The sequence below is a fragment of the Pusillimonas sp. genome (genome assembly GCF_035515275.1).
GTDB lineage: Bacteria > Pseudomonadota > Gammaproteobacteria > Burkholderiales > Burkholderiaceae_B > Pusillimonas.
Window position 1 is genome coordinate 1 of sequence record NZ_DATJBQ010000025.1, and the last position, 15412, is coordinate 15412.

At 58.7% G+C, this 15412-nt stretch carries 15 protein-coding genes and 1 riboswitch; of the genes, 9 read left to right on the forward strand and 6 right to left on the reverse strand.

Annotated elements, in window-relative coordinates; translation table 11 throughout:
- On the forward strand, positions 1-523 hold a 523-nt coding region (locus VL003_RS01540), incomplete at its 5' end, for an autotransporter outer membrane beta-barrel domain-containing protein (protein ID WP_325438882.1).
- 145 nt (positions 524-668) lie between these two features.
- Positions 669-1232, forward strand: a complete 564-nt coding sequence (locus tag VL003_RS01545) for a DUF924 family protein (RefSeq protein WP_325438884.1) — start codon at positions 669-671, stop codon at positions 1230-1232.
- A gap of 67 nt (positions 1233-1299) precedes the next feature.
- On the opposite strand, the gene VL003_RS01550 is transcribed toward VL003_RS01545, so the two are convergent.
- Positions 1300-2601 carry a purine-cytosine permease family protein gene (locus VL003_RS01550; protein WP_325438886.1) on the reverse strand — a complete coding sequence of 434 codons (1302 nt, stop codon included), beginning with the start codon at positions 2599-2601 and terminating at the stop codon, positions 1300-1302.
- Between the two features lie 80 nt (positions 2602-2681).
- Positions 2682-2773: riboswitch (TPP riboswitch) on the reverse strand.
- 74 nt (positions 2774-2847) lie between these two features.
- A complete protein-coding gene (gene panD / locus VL003_RS01555; protein ID WP_325438888.1) occupies positions 2848-3261 on the reverse strand; it encodes an aspartate 1-decarboxylase in 414 nt (137 codons plus the stop codon).
- A gap of 173 nt (positions 3262-3434) precedes the next feature.
- Here panD and VL003_RS01560 point away from each other — a divergent pair, with 173 nt between their 5' ends.
- Entirely contained in the window at positions 3435-5096 is a 1662-nt protein-coding gene (locus tag VL003_RS01560) for a SulP family inorganic anion transporter (RefSeq protein WP_325438890.1), read from the forward strand.
- Here VL003_RS01560 and VL003_RS01565 read toward each other — a convergent pair.
- The 4 genes from VL003_RS01565 to glpK all read right to left on the reverse strand — a co-directional run bounded on the left by VL003_RS01565 (position 5074) and on the right by glpK (position 8564).
- Positions 5074-5277: a ribbon-helix-helix protein, CopG family gene (locus VL003_RS01565; protein WP_325438892.1), complete on the reverse strand. Its 204-nt coding sequence runs from the start codon at positions 5275-5277 to the stop codon at positions 5074-5076. The genes VL003_RS01560 and VL003_RS01565 overlap by 23 nt on opposite strands.
- Before the next feature lie 16 nt (positions 5278-5293).
- Positions 5294-5767 (reverse strand): TM2 domain-containing protein, encoded by a 474-nt coding sequence (locus tag VL003_RS01570; protein WP_325438894.1) that lies wholly within the window; start codon positions 5765-5767, stop codon positions 5294-5296.
- 41 nt (positions 5768-5808) lie between these two features.
- On the reverse strand, positions 5809-6954 hold the full coding sequence (locus VL003_RS01575; protein ID WP_325438896.1) for a class I SAM-dependent methyltransferase: 1146 nt from the start codon (positions 6952-6954) through the stop codon (positions 5809-5811).
- A gap of 104 nt (positions 6955-7058) precedes the next feature.
- A complete protein-coding gene (gene glpK / locus VL003_RS01580; RefSeq protein WP_325438898.1) occupies positions 7059-8564 on the reverse strand; it encodes a glycerol kinase GlpK in 1506 nt (501 codons plus the stop codon).
- Between the two features lie 106 nt (positions 8565-8670).
- On the opposite strand from glpK, the gene VL003_RS01585 reads away from it, so the two are divergent.
- The 6 genes from VL003_RS01585 to VL003_RS01610 all read left to right on the forward strand — a co-directional run.
- The gene (locus VL003_RS01585; protein WP_325438900.1) at positions 8671-10224 is read left to right on the forward strand and encodes a glycerol-3-phosphate dehydrogenase/oxidase; all 1554 of its coding nucleotides are present in this window, start codon (positions 8671-8673) and stop codon (positions 10222-10224) included.
- A gap of 510 nt (positions 10225-10734) precedes the next feature.
- Complete coding sequence (flhD, locus tag VL003_RS01590) at positions 10735-11091, forward strand: flagellar transcriptional regulator FlhD (RefSeq protein WP_325438902.1); 357 nt, start codon at positions 10735-10737, stop codon at positions 11089-11091.
- A gap of 17 nt (positions 11092-11108) precedes the next feature.
- Positions 11109-11741, forward strand: coding sequence for a flagellar transcriptional regulator FlhC (gene flhC / locus VL003_RS01595; RefSeq protein WP_325438904.1), 633 nt, complete (start codon positions 11109-11111; stop codon positions 11739-11741).
- 150 nt (positions 11742-11891) lie between these two features.
- Positions 11892-12767 carry a flagellar motor stator protein MotA gene (gene motA, locus VL003_RS01600; protein ID WP_325438906.1) on the forward strand — a complete coding sequence of 292 codons (876 nt, stop codon included), beginning with the start codon at positions 11892-11894 and terminating at the stop codon, positions 12765-12767.
- A 13-nt stretch (positions 12768-12780) separates the two neighbouring features.
- Positions 12781-13695 (forward strand): flagellar motor protein MotB, encoded by a 915-nt coding sequence (gene motB, locus VL003_RS01605; protein ID WP_325438908.1) that lies wholly within the window; start codon positions 12781-12783, stop codon positions 13693-13695.
- A 164-nt stretch (positions 13696-13859) separates the two neighbouring features.
- Positions 13860-15412: Hpt domain-containing protein (locus tag VL003_RS01610; RefSeq protein ID WP_325438910.1), on the forward strand; the 1553-nt coding region annotated here is incomplete at its 3' end.

The window sequence follows — 15412 nt, forward strand, 5'->3', positions numbered from 1 at the left end:
CACCGTGGGCGGCAGCCAAACCCTGAAGGCCGACTACCACGCGCACACCACCCAGTTCTTCACCGAATTGGGCTACGCCATGCCGCTCGGGCGGCACAGCGTGCTCGAGCCCTACCTGGGCGTGGGCCGGATCAGTCAGAAGACCAAAGGGTTCAGCGAAAGCGGCGGGCCGGCCGCGCTGCAGGGCGAGAGCCATACCGACGACATCACCACCTTTACCTTGGGCTTGCGCGGCCACACGGCCATTGAGCTCGGGGCCCACCAGGCCCATGTCTTTGCCGGGTTGGGCTGGCGCCACGCCTCGGGCGACGTCGATCCGGGTCGCCGGCTCTCGTTTGTGCAGGGGGGCGGCAGTGCATTCAAGGTGGCCGGGGCTCCCCTTGCCAAGAATGCGGCCCTCGCCGACCTGGGCGTGCAAGTGGCTGTCGGGCGCAATACGGCCATGGGCTTGGGTTATAGCGGCCAGTACGGAAAAGACAGCACCGATCACAGTGCTCAGTTCTTCTTGCGCACCCGCTTTTAAGCGTTTGAAAGGGCGTTTGAAGCGGCTGTGCATCAGCGAAGGTGGGCGACGACCCTTGCACTGTTGCGTCGGGCGATCCGGCTCGGTGCATGCCCGGGCTGTTATGCTTTGATGTGTTTTATAAACGCCGTCCAGGAGTCTTGCCATGAGTGCTGCTCAATCCGAAACGCGCTTTCCCGAAGCAGATGAGGTTGTCGAGTTCTGGCGACAGGCGGGGCCGGATAAATGGTTTGCCAAAGACGAAGCCTTCGACGAAGCGTTCAAGAAGCGGTTTCTGAACCTTCATTTCAAGGCGGCGCGTTGCGAGCTCGAGGCGTGGTGTTCCCAGCCCGAATCCTGCCTGGCACTGCTGATACTGCTCGACCAGTTTCCGCGCAATGCTTTTCGCGATACGGCCCATATGTTCGCCACCGACCCCTTGGCGCGGCTTTATGCTCGCACAATGCTCGAGGCAGGCTTTATCTACCAGCTTGAAGCACCGCTGCGGGTATTTGCCTTTTTGCCCTTCACGCACTCAGAAAACCTGGCCGATCAAGAGCTGTCGTTGCAGCTTTATCGCGAGCACGCGGCTGATTCGCAAAAGTGGGGTATCGAGCATTTAGACATCATCCGCGATTTCGGGCGCTTTCCGCATCGCAATAAATGCCTGGCCCGTCAAACCACAGAGGCCGAACAGGCGTATCTTGACGGCGGCGGGTTTGCGGGCTGAAGCGTTTTTGCGGCCTGGCATCAGCCGCAGCAGTGCTGCGGCTGATGCCAGGTGCGGGGCCGGCCGGTTAAGCAACAGCAGCTTCAGCCTGTGGGCGTTCGAACCGGCGTGCCAGCGCGGCCAGCACAAAGGTAACCGCCAGGGTGGGCAGGGCCGCACCGTAGCCCGAAGCCCATTGCGCCAAGCTGTGGTAAAACGCAATGCCCAGCAGCCACAGCAGCGCATACGCCACGTTGATTCGGCGCATTTCGGTTGCAATGTGGCCGCCAAATGCTGAGCGACCCAAAATAACGCCATACAGCGGCACAAAGACTGAGCTGAGCGTCAGCAGGAAAGGCTCAAGGCTGTGCATGGGCAACACCATGGCCAAAGCAATGCTGATTACAGCCAGGGTAATGCCCCAGCGGCGGATGCTCCATTTGGGTTTCAGGCTGTGGGCCGATACCGAGCCCGAATAAAGGTCGCCGTAAGCGTTGTCCAGCTCGTCGATCATGATCAGTCCCAAGGCGATCAGCCCGCCTTGTGCAAGCAGAAGGGCGCCGACCAGGCCTGTGTCGGGTCCCACTGCGCTCACTATCATTACACCCAAACCGTAGCACCAGATGTTGGCGATGGCATAGCCCAGCCAGACACCGCCTAGTGCGCCACGACCGCTGCGGCCATGGCGGGCGTAGTCCGCCACCAGGGGCAGCCAGGAAACCGGCATGGCAATGACCAGATCCACCGCCGAGAACATGCTCATGGAGCCGTCGCCGGGCTTGTTCCAGAGTGCGGTCAGGCCGCCTGCCTGCAGCTTTCCGCAAAACTGCCATGTGAGCCAGATGAGCGACAGCACGACCAGAGGCAGGCCGAACCGCGCAACGAAGCGCCGCACCAGCGTGAGCATCGAGCCCGACAAGAGGGCGATAAGCACGCCGCCCCAAAGCAGGGTCGGCAACACAACGGCGGCGGTCTGGCCAAGATTCAGGCCAAACGCCTCGCGCACGATGGCGGCGGTGCCTTCGCGCATAATGACCAGCTCAAATGTGGTCCAGCCAAGTAGTTGCACAATGTTCAGCAGAACGGGCAATCGCGCAAACATGCTGCCGTAGGTGCGGTGCATGAGGCCGGCGCTCGAGAGGCCGCTGTCGCAGCCGATTTTGGCGACCCATGCCAGCAAGGCCGCGCCGATGAGCGAGCCCAGCACAATGGCGAACACGGCTTCGCGCAGACCCGTGGCCGGCACCAAGTAGGCGCCGACCTGCATGACCAGCAGGCCCACGCCCAAGCTGAACCATAATGAAGCGTGTTCATGCCAGCCGAATACGCGCTCATGCGCCGGAACAGGAGTCAGCGCCTGGTTGGTCGGAGTAGAAGAAGAATTAGTCATAGCCGTTGCCGTCAAAAAAATAGGCAGGGAGCGGCTGGCATTGGCGAGAAGCGGCACCTAAGCGGTGCCCATGTGTTCAGGCTGCTGCATGGTCGCTTTCCTGCGCGAGGATAATCTCACAGGTTCAAAGGGACTCTCTCAGCCGCGTAAAGCGGCACCCCTAGCGAATGCTTGATGAATCAGCGATGGATTGTATCGGGTTTGGGCGGGCCTGGCCATTGCACAGGTTTGCCCCGGCTCAGTGCATCAATCGAATTTGACGATATTGAACGCCAGACGGTCCTGGTCGTCGCGAGACACCTCGTAGCGCAGGCGTTCGTGGATGCGGTTGTCTTCGTAGAAGGTAAGCACCACCGGCTTGACCTGTTCAAGCTCTTGCTCGGTAATGTAGACCGAGTTGCAGATGATGACTTCGTCGCCGCGCTGACAGGTGCGGGCCGCCGCGCCGTTAAGAATGCAGCAACGCGACCCGCGCTCACCGTAGATGACGTAGGTGCTGATGCGGGCGCCCGAAGCCTTGTTCCAGATGTCGACGAATTCCATGGGCAAAATGCCCGCTGCTTCGCAATGGTCGGGATCCAGGGTGATTGAACCATGGTAGTTCAGGTCGGCCCCGGTTACACGTATGCCATGGAGCTTGCCCCGTACGACTTTTCTCACGTTGATCTCTGGTTGGAAATGATGCAGCCGCTATTGTAGTTATTTTTGCTTGGGGCTACATCGGGGCCGACGTATAGTGAAAATACGTGGCAACATTTTGGGCGGGCGCAAAAGCTCGGTATGTGCGTCAGATTATAATCAATCACACATACGCTCTCTTAATACGGAACACTATGATTGCTATTCTGGAAGCACATCGCGCGGGCCTGCTGGCCTGGAGGCATTGGTCTTCAAACATTGTGGCGGGCGTCATTGTGGGCGTTGTGGCGCTGCCCTTGGCCATGGCGTTCGCCATTGCTTCGGGGGTCAAGCCCGAACAGGGTTTGTACACCGCCATTATTGCGGGCCTGGCCGTGTCGTTGTTTGGCGGCAGCCGGGTGCAGATTGCCGGGCCTACGGGGGCGTTTATTGTCATTTTGTCGGGCGTGGTGGCTCAGTACGGCGTTCAGGGCCTGCAAATCGCCACCTTCATGGCCGGCATCATATTGCTGCTGTTGGGTATTACAAAACTGGGCGGCGTCATTAAATTCATTCCGCGCCCGGTCATCATCGGCTTCACCAGCGGCATCGGCGTCATTATCTGGGTGGGTCAATGGAAAGACTTCTTTGGGCTGCCCGTCGAGCTCTCGGGCCATTTTCACCAGAAGCTCTGGACACTGCTGCAGGCTTTTCCCCAATTGCATCTCACCACCACAGCGATGGCGATTGTGTCTTTGTTGTTGGTCATTTATTCGGCGCGTCTGCCCGGCATGAAACGCGTGCCCGGCCCCTTGGTGGCCCTGGTGCTGGCAACGGTGCTGCAATCCTTGTTTCAGTTTGAAGGGGTGGCCACCATCGGCTCGGCCTTCGGCGAAATTCCCCGCCAATTGCCTCAGTGGCAGTGGCTGCCCATTACCTTCGATCGCGTGGTTGAACTGATCGCGCCGGCCTTTGCCATTGCGATGCTGGGCGCGATCGAATCATTGCTTTCCGCCGTGGTGGCCGACGGCATGACGGGTACCCGGCATAACTCCAATCAAGAGCTAATCGGCCAAGGCGTGGCCAACATGGCCTCGCCGCTGTTTGGCGGCATCGCCGCCACCGGCGCCATAGCGCGTACGGCCACAAACATACGAAATGGCGGCACCAGCCCCATCGCCGGCATTACGCATTGCATAACGCTGGTACTGATCATACTTATTCTTGCTCCTTATGCCGCCAACGTACCGTTGGCGGCGCTGGCGGCTATTTTGTTTGTCGTGGCCTGGAACATGAGCGAGGCCAAGCATTTTCTGAGGCTGGTCAAGCAGGCGCCCCGCGCTGACGTTGCGATTTTGCTGGTGACCTTTTTGCTGACGGTCTTTGCCGACCTGGTCGTGGCGGTAAATATCGGTGTAGTGCTGGCCATGATGCATTTCTTGCAACGTATGGCGCGCAGCGTGGCAGTACAACGCCAGAATGGGCTAACACTGACGCAAGAGCTGGCGGGTCTACTGCAAGAGCACGGGCTCGAGCGCCTGCCTGACGACATTATGGTCTACCAAATCGAGGGGCCGCTGTTTTATGGTGCAGCCGAAACCTTTGAGCGCGCCATGTCTGATACGGGGGGTGCGCCCGGTGTACTGGTACTTAGGTTGGGAAGGGTGCCCTTTGTCGATTCGACGGGGCTCCGAACCCTCGAAAACCTGGTTGACGATCTACAAGCCAAAGGAAACACCATTATCTTTACCGAGGCCAATGATCGCGTCTTGGGTAAGCTGCATCGCATGGGGCTGGGCAAAAAGCTTGGGGCTCAAAATATCTGCCCGTCTTTCAACGACGTGATGGCCAGGCTTATTTCTGAGCGGGGCGCTTGAGCTTGGGGTTGACGACCGGGGCACGAGTGCCGTACGTGGCGCCGTGCTGTTCCAGGTAGTCGCGTATCAGTTGGCGCACCACCTGCGAAGGGGTCAGGTCCTGGCCGGCGCACAATTGCTCGAATGCTTTCTTTTTATTGGGGTCAATCAGTACGGTTAAGCGGGCTGTCTTGTTTTCCACGACACTTGGTTCCCATTCAGCGGCGAACGACGGTGGTGTTGAAGTCTTCGTCTGTCATGAACAAATAGCGTGCTGCATCGATCAGGCTGATGGCCACCACCAAGGGCGCAAATAGGTACAGAATGATCAGGTACAAAATACCCCATCCAATCTGACCCAGGTAAAAGCGATGGGCGCCCAGCCACCCCAAAAATAGGGCCAGCACTATCGAAATCTTACGTGCGCTGTAGCGTTTGCCCAGTTCGCTGTCTTTGTTCTTGATGACCCAATAGCTGATTGGCAGGGTGAGCGCCATGGCAATAAGGATCTTGACCCGGTGCAGTACCGCGTAATCGTAGACCCAATAGTAAAGGTCCGAAAAATTGTGGATGACGATGCCGGTCAGGTAGCTGAACCAGGCCATGGCCTGGCGTACGATGGCTTCGCCAAAGGTTAGGGCCACCAGCACGATCAGGAACACGGCAATGACCAGGGCGATTTTTTTCAGCATGGCTTTAACGCATTGGAAAAGATGCTGTCAGTATACGTGCATCAACCATCGTCGCGTCCCAGGCGCCACAAGGTTGTTACCTCGGCGCGTCGGGCTTCGTGCAGCGGGTCGTCCGGGTCCATCGCTTTGGGGTGCTTGGGCCGGGCGTCCAGTCGGCCCAGTACCTTCAAGCCTGCCGACCGTATGGCCTGAGCCAGAAACTCGCGGTCACGCAGGCCCAGGTGTTCGGCCAGGTCAGACAGAATCAGCCAGCCTTCGCCCTGGGGCAGCAGGTGCTCGCCCAGACCGCTTAGAAACCCGCCAAGCATGCGATTGTCCGGGTCGTAAATGGCGGCTTCTATTGATGAGGTGGGTCGTGCCGGAAGCCACGGGGGGTTGCAGACGATCAAGCCGCAACGGCCTTGCGGAAACAGGTCGGCCTTCTCCAGCGTGATGCGGTCGGTCAGGCCCAGGCGCTCAATGTTGTCGCGAGCGCAGGCCAAGGCACGCTCGTCGACGTCTGTTGCAATGACGTGTTCGATACCGCGACGCGCAAGAATGGCGGCCAGCACGCCGCTGCCCGTGCCGATGTCGAAAGCCAGCTTGGTATTGGGCAAAGGTGCGTTGGCGACCAGATCGATGTACTCGCCGCGTATGGGCGAGAACACACCGTAATGAACATGGATGCTTTGTTCCAGTGCCGGAATCACCATGCCCTTGCGCCGCCACTCCGAGGCACCCATGATGCCCTGCAAGACGCGCAAGGGCAGCAGCAGATCCTGGTCGACCTTACCCAGCACGGCTTCGCAGGCCGCTGTCACATCGGGGGCGCGGCGCAGCGGAATCCTAAAACCGGCATCCACAGGCAGCAATATTGAGCCCAGCAGCCTGGCGCGACGTGATTGGGCCAGGCGGTGCTGATTGAATGCCTGCTGGGGCGTCGCCGCAACTTTGCCGCGTTTTTTCTTGTCTACCCGCCTGGCTAACGCGTCAAGCAATTGGCGTGCATTGTGATAATCGCCCCGCCAGAGCATATGAGTGCCCTGGTTGGCCAGTTGGAAGGCGGTGTCCGCGGTCAGTGTGTCGTCTACCGCAACGATGCGCCGGGGCGCGTTGCCGGAGTATTCGGTTAGCCACAAGGCGGTGCGCTGTTCGCCGTTCTCTACCCAGGAAACATGAGGAGACGCGAGACAAGGCTGATTCTGCATGAACGATGTAACAATGACGGAACAAGCGTGATTGTATTGGAACGTTGGCGACTTTGCGCAATTAGAATGCGCGCCTTCAAAAACAGGCACGGCGGCAAGGTTTTTCAAGCATGATCGGTGCGGGGCAAACACGTCTGGCGCACGGCGTGTTCCCAACGCTGCATGTGTTCGGCCGCCTGGTGTCGATCCATGGCAGGTCTGAAGGTTTTTTCGGCCCGCCAAAGTCGACTGATCGCATCAAGGTCGGCGTATATGCGGCTGGACAAACCGGCCAGCAGGGCGGCGCCCAGGGCAGTCGTTTCGATGACTTCAGGGCGTACCACCGGTATGCCCAGCAGGTCGGCCTGAAACTGCATGAGCAAATCATTCGAGCAGGCACCGCCGTCGACGCGCACCTCAGACAAGGGTGATGCGCCGGCCGACACTGCATCGCGGTTCATGGCCTGCAGCAGTGCGGTGCTTTGAAACGCGATGCTTTCAAGCGCTGCCCGTGCAATGTGTGCCATGGTGGTGCCCCGGGTCAGGCCGGTAATTGAACCCTTGGCTTCGGGCTGCCAGTAGGGCGCGCCCAAGCCCGTAAAAGCTGGAACCAGCACCACCCCGCCCGAATCGGGCACGCTGTGCGCCAGCTTTTCCACTTCAGGGCTACTGTCGATGGCATGCAGCCCATCGCGCAGCCACTGTACAACTGCACCGCCGATAAAGACACTGCCTTCCAGGGCAAAGTGTCGCCCGGCACCGGTTTGGGCGGTGGGGGTGGTAATAAGGCCGTTTTGTGATAACTGAAACCGCCCGCCCGTGTGCATGAGGGCAAAGCAGCCTGTACCGTAGGTATTCTTGGCCATGCCCTCATGAAAGCATGCTTGGCCGAACAAGGCGGCTTGTTGGTCGCCGGCCACGCCGCAGATTGGAATAGGGCGCCCCAGCAGCTCGGCTTTGGTGTCGCCGAAATGGCTGCACGAGGGCAGGGCGCGGGGCAGCAGGCTGGGCGGAATGTCTAATGCCCGAAGCAGCTCGGCGTCCCATTGTTGTTCATGCACATTAAACAGCATGGTGCGAGAGGCATTGGTGATGTCGGTGGCGTGCACGCTGCCACCGGTAAGTTGCCAGATCAGCCAGCTATCGACCGTGCCGAAGGCCAGTTTGCCCTGTTGCGCCAGGCGACGCGCGTCGGGCGTGTGGTGCAACATCCATTGCAGCTTGGTGGCCGAGAAGTAGGCGTCGATGCGCAACCCCGTTCGCTCAAGTATGGTGTGTTCCAGACCCTGTTCGCGCAGCCGGGCGCACAGCGGTTCGGTGCGGCGATCTTGCCAGACTATGGCGTTGCATAGCGGCTCACCCGTGTCGCGATGCCATAACAACGTGGTTTCGCGCTGATTGGTTATGCCCAGGGCATGAATTTTCGAGGCGCCGCCTGATCGCTCCACGGCCTCCTGTGCTGTAGCCAACTGGGTTTGCCAGATGTCTTGTGGATCGTGTTCGACCCAGCCAGTATCAGGAAATATCTGCCGGGTCTCTTGTTGTGCGCCGGCGACGATGCTGCCCTGTTTATCGAAGACGATGCTGCGAGAGCTTGAAGTGCCTTGGTCCAGGGCGAGGATATAGGTCATGGCATGGTCAAAGAGGATTTCCGGCAACAAGCGTAACCCGCATTGCGGTGTTACGCTAGGATCGTCCACGCCAGTCGGCGACCTCAGCACAAGGTTCCAGATCCTCATGAGCACTGCGTCTGCCACGGCCCACAGGCCTGCAATGTTGACCCGGCTGGCGACCGAAGCTTTCGACCTTGTGGTGGTAGGAGGCGGAGCAACCGGGCTGGGAGTCGCCCTTGATGCCGCGATGCGCGGTCTGCGGGTTGCACTGTTTGAGTCTCACGATTTTGCCAAAGGTACGTCGTCGCGCGCCACCAAGCTGATTCACGGCGGTGTGCGCTATATGGCGCAAGGCCGCATGAGCCTGGTGCGCGAATCGCTGCGCGAGCGGTCAATTTTGCTGCGAAATGCCCCAGGTCTGGTTCGCCCCTTGCGTTTCATCGTTCCGGCTTATCGCCCATGGGAGCTTCCCTTATATGGTGCAGGCCTTGCCGTGTACGATGCGTTGGCCGGAAGACACAGCTTGGGTCCGACGCGCTTGATGGGTGCAGGCAAGACCCGGCTCCGCGTCCCGGGCGTCCGTTCGCAAGGGCTGAAAGGGGGGGTCGAGTATTGGGATGCTCAGTTCGACGATGCCGGCCTGGCCCTGGCATTGGCGCGTGCCGCTGCGGAGCAAGCTGCGGTCATGCTCAATTATTTTCGCGTTACCGCATTCGTTCATGACCATGGTCGAGTCGCGGGCGTACAGGCGCTCGATACAGAAACGGATCGGCAGTTTGAGGTTCGCGCGCGTTGCGTCATTAACGCCACCGGGGTGTGGGTGGACGAGTTGCGGCGTCTGGAAGCCCAAGGCTGCGGTCGTAAGGCTCAACCGTTGATCCGCGCCAGCCGCGGCACCCATCTGGTTGTGGACCGCTGTTTCTTTCCTTCGGAAGCGGCCTTGCTGGTGCCCAGAACCGCAGATGGACGTGTACTCTTTGCCGTGCCCTGGATGGGCAAGGTCATATTGGGCACCACCGATGTGGCTGCCTATGAACCAGTCACAGAACCCACCCCCGATAAGGCCGAGATCGACTACATCCTGAATGAAGCCGGTCGTTATTTACAGAGGCCGCCCCATCGTAAGGACGTGACCAGCGCCTGGGCGGGCCTTCGGCCGTTGGTGGAAAAGGGCGCTCGCGCGGGCACATTGCGCGGACATTCGCGGGCAACCGCCCAAATTGGCCGCGAACATGCCATAGAAATCAGCCCCTCGGGGCTTCTGACCATTGCGGGGGGGAAATGGACGACCTACCGTGCCATGGCGCAAAGTGCGCTTGAGGCCGGTGTCAGGGCGGGTTTGCTTCCCGATTTGCCGCCTTGTGCGACGCACCAGTTTGCGCTTGGCCGTTTTTCCACAGAAGGGGGTGGGCCCACTGATCCCTTCCTGCCGCATCGCAGCGACGCAGCCGGTGTCGCTGCGGTCACCGACGACTTTGTCAGGCACGTCGCCCGCTACGAATTCGCGCGTACCGTCGAAGACGTTCTGGCCCGGCGATCAAGATTACTGTTTTTGGATGCTGCGGCGGCGGCCAGGGTCGCCCCCGATGTGGCGCGCATACTACAACACGAGACGCAAAAAAATCCGGAACTTGAAGCATTTTTAGCACTGGCGCTTAGTTACTCGTTGTTACATTAAGCGTACGAAACCTGCAATAACTCGGTAACTTGTATCAAAAAAGAGACCTGTGAATACACTTGCACTTGCATGTAAGGGAAATTACTTAGGCCAATTTGCCTAGAACAGCTTAGACTTACGTTATATTTATTATAAAGGTGTCCAATTGTTATTGATGGAACCTTATTTTTGTAAGTTGTATTACACAAATAAAACAGGGACAAGTCTTGTGCATACAGCGGGCCATCGCGCGTTGATATTAATCAACAAACTGAAACTAACGATCGTGTACTATAGCAACGCCCCGAAGCGCACTGTTTTTACCTTAAAAACGCCAGCAATTCGGGGTATCGAACGACTGCGGTAACGGTCTTCGGCCAGAAATATTTAGCAGTTTAAATGTAACGTTATGCGTCTGACGCTTCATTTTAATAATTTGAGGCTAAATTTATGCGTTGCATACAAACACACTATGTGAATGTTGATATTTTTAATTACATCACGTAACTTTTTTCTTCGAAGGAGTGCGCCGTGTCCAGCAATGGCAACCCGCCCGCATACGAGAGCAGCTCAGCATTAAACGACATCCAAGAGGTCAATCTTACTTATCTGATGCTCGCTCAGCGTCTCCTGCGTGAGAACCTGTCTGCCGGAATGTTCCGTCTCGGGTTTTGCGAAGACGTCGCAACGACGATCTTGCAGCTTTCACCTGCCCAAATCGTGAAACTGGCCAGTTCCGGTTCGCTTATTTGCGGTTTCCGCCTCGACGACTACGCTTTGCTTTCGGCTTTGGGCCAAGACGTGCTTGGCGGTGCGCTGCAGCAGGCTCATGCCACCATATTGCTGTCGCAACGCGCATCCGAAACCATTATTGATACAGCCGTTTAGGCTTTCCGAAAATAACAATGTCTGCTAAAAGCGTGAGTCTGGGCACGAGTAAGTCGGGTACTGCCGGCACAGCCAAGGCGATACCCCAAAGCCCCGTCAAGCCTGCCCTGAAAAGTGTCTCAAAAGAGGGCGAAGAAATTCTTCTGGCCGGCGACATGATCCGCCTTGGCGCCAGACTGCAGGTGCTGCAGGCTGAAACGTCGCTCAGTTACGACCGCCTCTCGCGCCTGTACCGAGAAATCCGAGGTTGCTCGCCGCCAAAGGGCATGTTGCCGTTTTCAGTCGACTGGTTCATGACGTGGCTGCCCAATATTCACTCCAGCGTCTTTTATGGGGTGTATCGCTATCTCGATACCCATACTCCTGCCAAAAAGTCTCGTGCACTGATCGAAGCCTACAAGCTTTATCTTGAGCAGGCGTCGGTGGGAGCAACCACCGAGCCCGGCTCCGAGCCCGTACTCAGCTTTACCCGAGCCTGGATGCTTATCCGCTTCATTGACAGCGGCATGATCCAGTTGTCTCACTGCACCCGCTGCACGGGTGGCTTTGTCGCGCATGCCCACGATCCGCAACAGAATTTCGTGTGCGCCATTTGTCGTCCGCCTCCGCGTGCCGGCAAGACGCGTAGCCGCCGCACTCGTGTCGCGTAAGGCGCCGCTCGTCGGCCGAAAGCCTGCGTTTTGCCTGACGCAAGCAATCCAGAACGATGATCTAGCTTCGAAAACCCCCCTTGACGCACGTTTTTGCGGGGCTCGTTCAGGGCGATCATATAGGTCTATGTATTTATCGAAGGTGCGCTCGTGCTGATTCTTCTGGGCTTTGTCATCGTTACCGTGTCTGTGTTCGGCAGCTTTGTCGCCATGGGCGGACATATGGGCGCGCTATATCAGCCCTTCGAGTTCGTGCTTATCGGCGGGGCCGCGCTGGGTGCTTACATTGCATCCAATAGCGGAAAGTCCGTCGGCCTGCTGGTTCGTTCGCTGCCGTCGGTGTTTCGCGGCACGCCCTACAGCAAAGAGCTGTATATGGAATTAATGGCCTTGTTGTATGTGCTGCTTAACAAGGCTCGCCGCGACGGCCTCATGAATATCGAGGCCGATATCGAAGACCCCGCCAAAAGCCCCATTTTTTCGCAGTATCCGCGCATCGTCAGCGACCCGCACCTGCTCGAGTTCATCACCGACTATTTGCGTCTGATGATCAGCGGCAATATGAGCCCCTTCGAAATCGAAACCCTGATGGACCAAGAGATCGAAGCCCACGAGACCGAACGTAATATTCCGGCTCGTGCTCTGGCGTCGGTGGCCGATGCCTTGCCGGCTTTTGGTATTGTGGCGGCGGTTTTGGGCGTCATCAAGGCGCTGGCTTCAGTTGATCAGCCGCCGGCAATTCTGGCTGATCTTATTTCCAAGGCCATGGTCGGCACCTTTCTGGGTATTTTGCTGGCTTATGGCTTTGTCTCGCCCATGGCGCAGACGATCGAACGGCGTACGGTCGCTTCGGTCAAGGTGCTTGAGTGCATCAAGGTCACTTTGCTGGCCAGCATGAACGGTTACCCCCCGCAGCTGGCGGTTGAGTTTGGCCGTAAAGTGCTGTATTCCATGATCCGTCCGTCGTTCAGCGAACTTGAGGACCACGTGCGGCAAGTCAAGGCTCCGGCCAAGAAAGCAGCCTGATGGGGTCTGAGCCATGAAGCCATCAGATACCGATCGCATCGTCGTCAGGCGGCGCGGGCGCAAGGTTCACGCGCCGCATCATGGCGGAGCTTGGAAGATCGCCTACGCCGACTACATGACCGCCATGATGGCGTTCTTTCTGGTCATGTGGATACTTTCGCTGATCCCTCGCGACGACCTGTCTGGTATTGCTGAGTATTTTCGTATGCCTCTCATGACCGCCATACAGGGCGGACCGAACATCGATAACAGCAGCAGCGTCATACCGGGTGGTGCGCCCAGCCCCATTGCCAGCAAGCATCCCATTACGCAGCCGCCCGTCGATTCGCGCACCGGCGACGAGCTTCGGCGCGATACGCAAAGACTGCAGGATCTGAAGTACGACCTTGAGACCTTGATCGACACCAGCCCCGTGCTGCAAGAGTTTCGCCCGCAGCTGCTGCTCGACATGACGCCAGACGGCTTGCGCATACAAATTGTCGACCGTCAGAACCGGCCCATGTTTGCCACAGGCCGGGCCGAGGTGCAATCGTACATGAGAAACGTGCTGCGCGAACTGGGTCCCTTCTTTAACAGGCTGCCCAACTCGATCACGGTTGCCGGACACACCGACGCCCTGCAGTATGCCTCGGGCGAGCGCCTATACAGCAACTGGGAGCTTTCCGCCGATCGTGCCAATGCGGCGCGTCAGGAAATGGTCGCCGGGGGTATGGATGAACAAAAGATAAAAAGAGTGCTGGGCCTGTCGTCGACGGTTCCCCTGATTAAAGAGGATCCCAATGCTGCCGTTAATCGCCGTATAAGCATTGTTGTGCTAAACCGCGAAGCCGAAGAGCGCATCGACGCCCAGAACGAAGCGGGTTCGTCTGACGCCCGATTGTACGAGGCGTTGCAACCCGCTCCCGTAGCCGACAGCGTTGCGCCTTAGATGGCGCCAGCCGGCTGTTGAACCCCGACCGTAGGCACTGTCGGGGTGGCGTCGTAAGGGGGTTGCAGCAATGGGCGGCGAATAACGTTGCCCGCTGCGCAGGTTGCAGGCAATATCGCTAAAAAAATGGGCCGTGTCGCGGCCTTGGCGTCATAGGAACGAACATGAGTGCGGGTGTCGATTTAAGCCAGTTCTACGAGACATTTTTTGACGAGGCCGACGAGCTGTTGGCCGACATGGAGCAGACCCTGCTCAACGTCGACGTCGATAACCCAGATATCGATCAACTGAACGCCATCTTCCGTGCGGCCCACTCCATAAAGGGGGGCGCCGGTACTTTCGGCTGTTTCGGCTTATTGACCACCACCACCCACATTCTCGAGAACCTGCTCGATGCCATTCGGCAAGGGGAGCTTACCCTGCGCAAGGACATGATCGACATCTTCCTGGAAGCCAAAGACGTGTTAACTGAACAAGTCGCCGCCTATCGAAACTCGCAGGAACCTGATCAGCAAGCGTACGAACGCATCTGCGCACAGTTGCGCGAGCTGGCTCTTGAACATAAAAACGACGCCCCCGCCGGCGGTCAGCCAGAGGCGGCGCCTGCCGCGCCGGTTGCAGCGGCCTCGGCGCCTGCTTCAGATTCAAGCCTGCCGTTCCTGGTACGCATACAGCGCATACAGCCCAAAGACGCCGAGGCTTTGCTAGTAGAAATGGGTCTGCTCGGAGAGGTGCTGCATCATCAGACCCAAGCCGACTCGTTGTCGATCTGGCTCAATACCACCTGCAGCGCCGACGACCTCGAGGCCGTGTGCTGCTTCGTCGTCAATGACGATCAGGTAAGCATCTCGCGTGAGCAGCCGCCCGGGGCACAAGCCGCCATGGCCGATGCATCGGCCGAGGCTGCGCAGACGCCCGCTGATTCTCAGGCGGCGCAGCAGCAACAGACCGCCCCGGCGCAACACGCCTCCTCGGCAGTTGAACAAGCTCCAGCGGCGCAGCCGGCCGACTCGCCGGCAGCCCCTGCCAAACCGGCCGCCAATGCAGGGGCAAATGCGGCCGCCAAGCCCAAAGAAAGCGGCACCTTGCGAGTGGGCGTCGAGAAGGTCGACCAGATCATCAACCTGGTGGGCGAGCTGGTCATTACCCAGGCCATGCTGGTGCAAACCGCCTCCACGCTGGACCCGGTCGAGCACGACCGCCTGCTTAACGGTATTGAACAGCTCGAACGCAACGCGCGCGACTTGCAAGAGTCGGTCATGTCGATTCGCATGATGCCCATGGATTATGTGTTCAGTCGTTTCCCGCGGGTCGTGCGTGAAAACGCCTCGAAGATGGGCAAGCAGATCAGGCTGACCACGCGCGGTCAGGCTACCGAGCTGGACAAGAGCCTGATCGAGCGCATTATCGACCCGCTTACTCATCTGGTGCGCAACAGCCTGGACCATGGCATTGAAACCCCCGAGAAACGGGTCGCAGCGGGCAAGTCACCCGAAGGCCACATGACTCTATCGGCGCAGCATGCCGGCGGGCAGATCATTATCGAAGTCACCGACGACGGTGCGGGCCTGAACCGTGAGCGCATTCTTAAAAAGGCGATGCAACAGGGCTTTCCCGTCAGCGAGAGTACTCCCGACGACGAACTGTGGCAGCTTATTTTCGCACCGGGCTTTTCCACCGCCGAGAAGGTGACCGACATATCGGGTCGTGGGGTGGG

Coding starts and splice junctions, on each gene's coding strand:
- VL003_RS01545 (WP_325438884.1), top strand. CDS start 669: ATGAGTGCTGCTCAATCCGAAACGCGCTTTCCCGAAGCAGATGAGGTT.
- VL003_RS01550 (WP_325438886.1), bottom strand. CDS start 2,601: ATGACTAATTCTTCTTCTACTCCGACCAACCAGGCGCTGACTCCTGTT.
- VL003_RS01560 (WP_325438890.1), top strand. CDS start 3,435: ATGATTGCTATTCTGGAAGCACATCGCGCGGGCCTGCTGGCCTGGAGG.
- VL003_RS01570 (WP_325438894.1), bottom strand. CDS start 5,767: ATGCTGAAAAAAATCGCCCTGGTCATTGCCGTGTTCCTGATCGTGCTG.
- VL003_RS01575 (WP_325438896.1), bottom strand. CDS start 6,954: ATGCAGAATCAGCCTTGTCTCGCGTCTCCTCATGTTTCCTGGGTAGAG.
- glpK (WP_325438898.1), bottom strand. CDS start 8,564: ATGACCTATATCCTCGCCCTGGACCAAGGCACTTCAAGCTCTCGCAGC.
- VL003_RS01585 (WP_325438900.1), top strand. CDS start 8,671: ATGAGCACTGCGTCTGCCACGGCCCACAGGCCTGCAATGTTGACCCGG.
- flhC (WP_325438904.1), top strand. CDS start 11,109: ATGTCTGCTAAAAGCGTGAGTCTGGGCACGAGTAAGTCGGGTACTGCC.
- motB (WP_325438908.1), top strand. CDS start 12,781: ATGAAGCCATCAGATACCGATCGCATCGTCGTCAGGCGGCGCGGGCGC.